This window comes from Brasilonema bromeliae SPC951, assembly GCF_012912135.1.
GTDB classification, from domain to species: domain Bacteria; phylum Cyanobacteriota; class Cyanobacteriia; order Cyanobacteriales; family Nostocaceae; genus Brasilonema; species Brasilonema bromeliae.
The window spans coordinates 1-7,388 of the sequence record NZ_QMEB01000288.1 but is presented as its reverse complement, the minus strand read 5'-3'; the positions used below and the strand labels follow the sequence as shown (position 1 = coordinate 7,388).

General features: G+C 41.0%; 6 protein-coding genes. 1 reads left to right on the top strand and 5 read right to left on the bottom strand.

Translation table 11 applies throughout. From position 1 onward, the window contains the following. Positions 1–483 precede the first annotated feature (483 nt). The 4 genes from DP116_RS25615 to DP116_RS25600 form a co-directional block, all read right to left on the bottom strand. Complete coding sequence (locus DP116_RS25615; protein WP_169157833.1) at positions 484–654, bottom strand: hypothetical protein; 171 nt, start codon at positions 652–654, stop codon at positions 484–486. Further along, positions 641–1,042 carry a nitrogen fixation protein NifX gene (gene nifX / locus DP116_RS25610; protein WP_169157832.1) on the bottom strand — a complete coding sequence of 134 codons (402 nt, stop codon included), beginning with the start codon at positions 1,040–1,042 and terminating at the stop codon, positions 641–643. Before nifX ends, DP116_RS25615 begins: the two co-directional genes overlap by 14 nt. Positions 1,043–1,231: 189 nt before the next feature. After that, positions 1,232–2,659 (bottom strand): nitrogenase iron-molybdenum cofactor biosynthesis protein NifE, encoded by a 1,428-nt coding sequence (gene nifE, locus DP116_RS25605; RefSeq protein WP_169157831.1) that lies wholly within the window; start codon positions 2,657–2,659, stop codon positions 1,232–1,234. A gap of 260 nt (positions 2,660–2,919) precedes the next feature. Continuing rightward, complete coding sequence (locus DP116_RS25600) at positions 2,920–3,660, bottom strand: substrate-binding domain-containing protein (protein ID WP_211173510.1); 741 nt, start codon at positions 3,658–3,660, stop codon at positions 2,920–2,922. A 1,417-nt stretch (positions 3,661–5,077) separates the two neighbouring features. Between DP116_RS25600 and DP116_RS25595 the strand changes: the two genes are divergently transcribed. Then, positions 5,078–6,265, top strand: a complete 1,188-nt coding sequence (locus tag DP116_RS25595) for an XRE family transcriptional regulator (protein WP_246275793.1) — start codon at positions 5,078–5,080, stop codon at positions 6,263–6,265. Here DP116_RS25595 and cobW read toward each other — a convergent pair. Beyond that, positions 6,262–7,302, bottom strand: coding sequence for a cobalamin biosynthesis protein CobW (cobW, locus tag DP116_RS25590; RefSeq protein WP_169157829.1), 1,041 nt, complete (start codon positions 7,300–7,302; stop codon positions 6,262–6,264). The genes DP116_RS25595 and cobW overlap by 4 nt on opposite strands. Positions 7,303–7,388: the final 86 nt, after the last annotated feature.

Genomic DNA, 7,388 nt, shown 5'->3' with positions numbered 1-7,388 from the left:
GTGTTGTATCTTCTCCTTTTTCTTTGATGTAAACGTGCTTTTCACGTTCGGGTATGCTTTCGTCGCACTTCAATAATTTCAATGGCATGGTGTCATTGCTCCTTATGCAATTCCAATACTAGAACAAAGCTTTTTTTCTTCAGTTCTTTGAGAAGAAAGATTCTTTTCTCTTTTCTCTTTTTAAATAGTAACTACAATCAGACATTTTTAACGTTATTTTGATAACAAAATGTCAACAAATATCAAAATAAATAATTTAATTAGCTTGGCAAAATAGACAGAGCTGTCTATTTTTGATCTCGTTTTTAAGCTCAGAATATTTTTTAATTAGACGTAATATTCTAACTAAAATATTTAATGATAAATATTCTTGACGTTTTATATAACGATTATAAATCATTTTTGAGAAACAAAACCCCCGACTTCTTATAGAAGTCGGGGGTTCTAGGTTTTTCGATTCTTGCAAATCAGATAGAATTGCTATTAAAGTCGATAATCTTGGTTAATATTCTTCTTTGCCAAAGATTGAGGACTGTCGTCAATCATTCCATTTCTACTTTTACTTAATTGCATCCAACTTTCTTTGAAGCGTTCAATGGGTACAAAAAAGATGCAAGACAACCCTAAATTCAAAATTCCATTATTCTTCATCATGGGAATATGCTAAGTTATTCTCTACCAGTTGCAGGGCTTTACGTAACATTGGTGGGGCATCACCGTTTAAACTTTGTACTAGCATATATAGAATATCGGGTATGGTATCATATTCTTGTGCTCTAATAGGAGTTACACCCTCCTTCATCAACTTGTTTCCTGCTGGTTTACCAATAGCTTTAACATATACAATTCTGCAGTCAAGAACTGCTTCCATTTTTGGTGTAATCTTATCTTCATGGGGAGCTTCTTCTAAGTCGCCTTCAAAGGTTAAAGTCTCAATAAAATTAAATCCATCTTTAGAGACTTCATACACATCAATATCTTTTGCCAAGCCAAAGTGAGTGTTAATATGGGTTCCGTCGCTTGTCGTAAAAGCTACTTTCATTTATTGACTCCAGAAATTTAGTAATTGTTGTTTGTACTTTGTCATTTGCTGCTAACCAAAACTAATAACGAATTAATCATGGTCATAAAACAAGGGTGTAAGGGTGTAAGGAAAAAATAAATAATTGTCTATTAACTCTTTCTTTCCTTTGTCCCAAATTGCCCCTTATCCCTTTCTTCCCATATACCCCTACACCTGCCCTGAAAGGACTTGGTCGATTTTTTCATTCCACCAAGGAGCAGGTTTTCTGACTTGCTCCCACACAGGACTATACAAGGCTTTATACAATTCCTGTGCCATTTTCAGCATCCCTGCATAACCAGCGTAGGCATGATGACGTTCATGGTTAACATCCAAAAAAGGAATCTTTGCTTTCAGTGCTGTGTATTGATTGCTAGCCCCGCCAACCAACATATCAGCTTTTGTATCTTTCAGTACCTGTAGTAATACATTGGGGCTTCCCTTTGACAAAACCATGCCATCTTGACCGAGCAATTGCTTAATTTTGGCTTTCTCTTCTGGTGTACTCTTTCTATCACTGGTAGCAACAACTTCCATTCCTAAGTCTCTGGCTGCTAAAATAATCGACCAACTTTTTACGCCACCACTATAGAGAACAATGCGTTTACCTTTTAACTGGGAACGATAGGAAGCTAAAGCAATATCTAGCGCAGCGGTTTCTTCTGCAATCAGCCATTCTGTGCGTTCTTGAAGATAGCGTGAAGTGAGGTTCTCCCCAAGAGATTCGCTTAATGTTGCTGCAATATTGCGTAAGCAACGATTTATGTTTTCCACACCGTAGAAAGATTCTTCAATGTAAGGAATTCCATAACGTTCCTGCATTGTTTTTGCCATTCCTAGTGATACATTTGAGCAAATCACTACATTTAACTTGGCACGATGAGCATAGCAAATTTCTTGATAGCGAGCATCACCCGTCATTTTGGAGAGAACACGAATACCCAATCTATTGAACAGTGGCAAAACATTCCACATTTCACCAGCAACGTTGTAGTCACCAATGATATTGATATCAAATGGTGTAGTAATTTCTGGTTCTGCAGTTCCAACCACATGTTCTAATAAAGCTTGACCACCGATGCGGTTACCTAAATTCTTACTACCAAGAAATCCAGGTGAATTTATATAGACAACTGGAATACCAATTTTCTTTGCAGCTGCTTTACAGATACTATCCGTATCATCACCAATCAAAGCAGTGACACAGGTAGAGTAGACAAAGACAGCCGCAGGATTGTAGCGTTGAGCAATGTCGAGAATAGCTTGATAAAGCTTCTTTTCACCACCAAAAATGACATCATTCTCACTCAAGTCAGTGCTGAAGCCGATTTTATATAATTCAGAACCTGAAGAGAGACTACCACGATTTTCCCAAGGGTTACGAGTACAAGCAGCGGGACCATGCACTAAATGAGCAACATCAGTAATTGGTACAAGAGCAACCATCGCCCCCTCAAAAGAACAATTCCCTTGGGCTGCACCTGGTTGTGGTGGTTTTTTGCAAGATTTCTTTTTCTTGTCCTCCAATTTCTTCTGGTTATGTTCGCAGACTGTCTCGTTGAGTGGTTGGTTGATTTTTACTTGAGTGTTTTTCATGTCTTTCCTTGCGTTGAATAGGATGAGGTGGAGGAAGAAGGAATGAGGAATAAGTAAAATACTTATTATTGATTTTGAGCTTGATTGACATCTTGTGCCAATTTTTTAAAATTTATTTTTTCCTCCTTATTTACGGAAAATCATTCTGTTTTCGTGCAAACTATGAATGGAATTACTTATAGCTACTCAATTCTTATTTGGTAGAAGGTGACTTCTCAATACTTGTATGTATAGTTCTTGTCTATTTCAGCCATCTTCACTTAGTTATCCAAAATTAAAGGTGAGTCAAACCCATATTTAGTCAAGATTTTTTGTCCATTTTGGGAAAGAATATACATAGCTAACATCACTCCAGAACTGCGGGCATCCTTCATCAAAGTCATACCATAATTAGCCTTGACTGCCAGATTTTCTGGTAATTCCACTATTTGCATACTCGATGCTGCTAAAACAGCTAACCTAGCATCAGTACGGTAGCTTAAAAAGATATCTACCTGTTGTGTCTCAGTAATGAAGTATGCAATTTCATTCTTTCCCTTGGGAACAACAGGAGAATTACGCCCACCTATCAAGCGCAGTGCTTTCCGATTTAGTTCGTTAAAGCTACCTGCTTGTACTTTTTCAGCTTTATGGAATATTTCTTGTGCGTAGTCCCCAGAAGTATCTTCATTCGGTGTTGATGTTCCTAATCTGATTTCTGGATTTAACATCCAATCTAAAAGATTATTTGGCGTCACCTTTAAACTGGGTTTGACAATTGCACACATTTTATTCCTGATGAAATTCACCACAGGACTGCTTCTATTAGCTTTCATCAAAGCAGTTGGATTTTCCATATCAACGCTAGCAAATATATCACTGTGTTCTCCACTCAAAAGACGTTTTTGCAGCAAGCCAGAATGGTCAAATTCAAGTTTTATAGGAATGTTGTATTCCCTACTTACTTCTGGAGGCAGCGCGTTGGAGAGTTTTTCCCAGCCCCACGATTGTGGGCATCCCAAAATCTCTCATTGTAGCGACTGCCGTCATAAATGCGTTTTTAGTATGAAGAGGAAAGATAGGGGAGTGGACAGTGAGACAGCGCTGCAGGAGGGTTTCCCGACAGAGGCGACTGCGTTCGCCCTTGGCGAACGCAGGCATACCCGAAGGGTAAAAGGAGTAACCAGGTATAGAGTCAGAAGGTGTTCTATAGCGTATTTACTCCACATCCCCTATCGGCAGAAAAGCTATCAAATAGCAATTTCCAACTCCTGGGAAGACACACTGTCAGTCAGTTTTTTCTCTTGTGTGTAGAAGTCATAATCTTCTTTGTCGTTGATTGATTGTAGATATCAGAAAGTGTGACCAGAAGTGGTGTTTTGGTGAAAGTATTCAAAACTTTTTTGGGAGTTCTCTAAAAGTGTGGGAATGAGAGGAAATGGGAAAGGGAAATTTCCCTTTCCCCCAGTTGGATACACCTAACCCAGTAAAGTTAAATGCACCTCATCCAGCAAGCTTTTATATTCAGTGAGAAGTCACAAAGCTAATTATTTAGCCGCACTAAACAAAACTTTTCAATGTCATATGAAGTCAATTACAGCAAATGAAATTGCCTAAGATGTTGCGATTGTCCAAGACCACAGACGAACTGTAAAAAGGTAAAACTTTTATCTTCATCAGGAACTATGATCTGTCAAATACCTCAAGAATAGAGTTACTGAAAATCGTAACCGATTCAATAGCACCTTCGGTGGAAATAGCTAAGTCTTCTAACGTTTTCCGTTTCTGTAGGAAGACTTGTTAATGCTTTGGCTCTTTTTATCCCCTTGATGCAAGCATAGCATACATCTTGCAAAAGTATTTGCTGTTGGGGAATTTTTTTTTGCGGCAACAATATCATGTATCTTGCAAAAATACTTACTAAAGCTAGATTCTGTGGCAAGCTGTACACAATCCTAAAATAATAGCGTTAGGACAGATACTTTGTCTGCACATGGCTTATAATTACGCTTTAGCTTATTGGACACGAGCCTGTTATCCTACGATGACGATTGCCTACCCTACTCTTCAAAAAGCCTTATCCTAGAGGAATGCCTGACGGCGATGCGGAAGCCGCCTGCACTCTATCGCTTAACACTTGCTGTAAAAAGCAAAAAAATGATAAATATTTTAGCAATTAGTATACTATTCTTGCTACAGAGAATCAAAAAATAGCAAGTATTTCAGCTAAATGTATGCTATTCTTGCAGTAGGATCATCGAAATTGTAAAAGCATTCTTCTAGTCTTCCAAGGCAAAACAGCATAGACTAGAAGACCTTGCTATAGCCTCGGTAGATAAAGTTTGCCCACTGCGACTTTTTGTAACGGAGAGATACAGCCTCATGAAGCAGGACGGTAGTCTTTGCAACAATCTGAAGTCGATTAGAACTCGCTTGGGCATGAGTCAGCAAGATCTGGCTAATATAGCTGGCGTAACTCGTCAGACTATTAGCGGTGTGGAATCGGGACAATATGCTCCTTCAGTTGCTGTGTCACTGCGTTTAGCCAAAGCGCTTGGCTGCCAAGTCGAGAACTTATTCTGGTTCGAGGAAGATTTGCCGGAAGTTGAGGCCGTTCTTACTAAACCAGTTAAGAGTGGACAGCAATTGCGAGTAAGTCTAGCACGAGTTGGGGGTCAATGGATAGCTTATCCCCTGGTTGGAAACGATGCTTTTCGCATCGAAATGATTCCAGCAGACGGTGAGACAGTTGCGGTGAGTCCAGCACTGCGGGAGGGTTTCCCTCCGCAGGTGACTGGCGAACCCGTAAGGGTGGACGGGTTCCCCGGCATAAGCAAACTGTCGAACCCGAAGGGTGAGGCACAAAGTAAGACAGGTACAAATAAAGTCCAAGTCAGACTTTTGGATGATACGGACAAACTGCACAATACAGTCGTGATAGCTGGTTGTACGCCTGTGATTTCCCTTTGGGCGAAAGCCACCGAACGTTGGCATCCCCAGTTGCGAGTTCATTACAATTTTGCTAACAGCATGGCAGCATTGCGTAGTTTAGAACGAGGTGAAGTCCATATCGCGGGGATGCACTTGTACGATCCGCAAACTGGGGAATATAACATTCCCTTTGCGCGGGAAGCTTTAGGAGGTAAGAATGCTGTCTTAATTACCATCGGGGTTTGGGAAGAGGGATTATTAGTTGCACCGGGAAACCCAATGGGAATTAAAACAGTTTCTGATTTGGTGGATTTAGGAGCAACCATTGTTAACCGTGAATCAGGTTCTGGCAGTCGGATGCTTTTAGAACGAAAACTCCAAGAGGAACAAGTGCCATTCCACACTCTCAAAGGATTTGACCATATCGTCCACAGCCATAAAGATGTTGCTTTATCTATAGTCTCAGGAATTGTTGATGCAGGTGTTAGTACGGCATCTATAGCTACTGCCTTTGGGTTGGGATTTGTTCCGCTGCATCGTGCGCGATACGACTTGGTGATTCTCAAGGAATACTTGGAAGAAGCACCAGTACAGCAGTTACTTAGTACTTTGGGACATCGGCTAGTCCAATCGCAATTAGAGGTTCTCGGTGGTTATGACATCAGCAAGATTGGAGAAGTTGTAGCTAATATTTAGTTCCCCTGTCGCACCAATGACTCAATGCCAACCTGATCAAGTTCCCGACCAATCAACACTAATCGCGTTTGACGGGGTTCGTGGGGTTGCCAAGGACGGTCATAAAAGTAGTCAAATCGATTACCAACACCCTGTAATACCAGACGCATGGCTTTTTTCGGAACTGCGACAAATCCCTTTATTCGGTAAATTTCTTGCTGTTGTACCAATGTTTGCAAACGTTGAACCAAGACAGACGGCTCAAATGCCTGGTCTAGTAGTAGTTGCACCGCATTAATTCCGTCATCATGTTCGTGTTCGGCTTCGGTATCGTGGTGACTGGGGCGACTATCCAAGTTGTCTTCTACCGCAGCGTTGAAACCGAGTAACAGATCGCAATCAATTTTACCGTCCTGGCACTGAATGAGTTTTACACTAGGAGACAAGTTCTGCTTTAACCACTGCTGCACTTTAGCTTGGGTTTGGTCATCAACGCGATCGCCCTTAGTAAGCAACACTAAGTCAGCACACGCAAGCTGATCTTCAAACAGTTCTTCAATCGGTGTTTCGTGTTCTAAGCTAGCATCGGCTTGTCGCTGTACTTCTAGGGCTTCTAAATCGCCCACAAATTGATTGGTTGCTAAAGCCTCACAGTCCACCACGGTGATGACGCTGTCCACTGTAGCGTGCGTGCGAATCTCCGGCCACCGGAATGCTTGCACCAATGGTTTTGGTAGTGCTAGTCCAGAGGTTTCAATTAACATGCAGTCAATGCGATCGCGTCGCTTTAGCAATTCTTGCATCGCTGGTAAAAATTCCTCTTGCACCGTGCAGCACAAGCAACCGTTGGTGAGTTCAACAATGTTACTGTTGGGGTCTTCTTCATCGTCACAGACTTGACAGGAACGCAAAAGTTCGCCATCAATTCCGACTTCCCCAAATTCATTGACCAAAACAGCAATGCGTCGTCCCTGATTGTTTTGGAGTAAATGGCGAATCAACGTCGTTTTGCCTGCGCCAAGAAATCCTGTAATGACTGTAACGGGAATTTTATGCATAGAAAATATGTTGTTTGTTCTTCATTAACAGTTAACAGTTATCAGTTATCAGTTATCAGTTATCAAGTACCAGCCGCAGTTATCAG

Coding starts and splice junctions, on each gene's coding strand:
- DP116_RS25615 (WP_169157833.1), bottom strand. CDS start 654: ATGATGAAGAATAATGGAATTTTGAATTTAGGGTTGTCTTGCATCTTT.
- nifX (WP_169157832.1), bottom strand. CDS start 1,042: ATGAAAGTAGCTTTTACGACAAGCGACGGAACCCATATTAACACTCAC.
- nifE (WP_169157831.1), bottom strand. CDS start 2,659: ATGAAAAACACTCAAGTAAAAATCAACCAACCACTCAACGAGACAGTC.
- DP116_RS25595 (WP_246275793.1), top strand. CDS start 5,078: ATGAGTCAGCAAGATCTGGCTAATATAGCTGGCGTAACTCGTCAGACT.
- cobW (WP_169157829.1), bottom strand. CDS start 7,302: ATGCATAAAATTCCCGTTACAGTCATTACAGGATTTCTTGGCGCAGGC.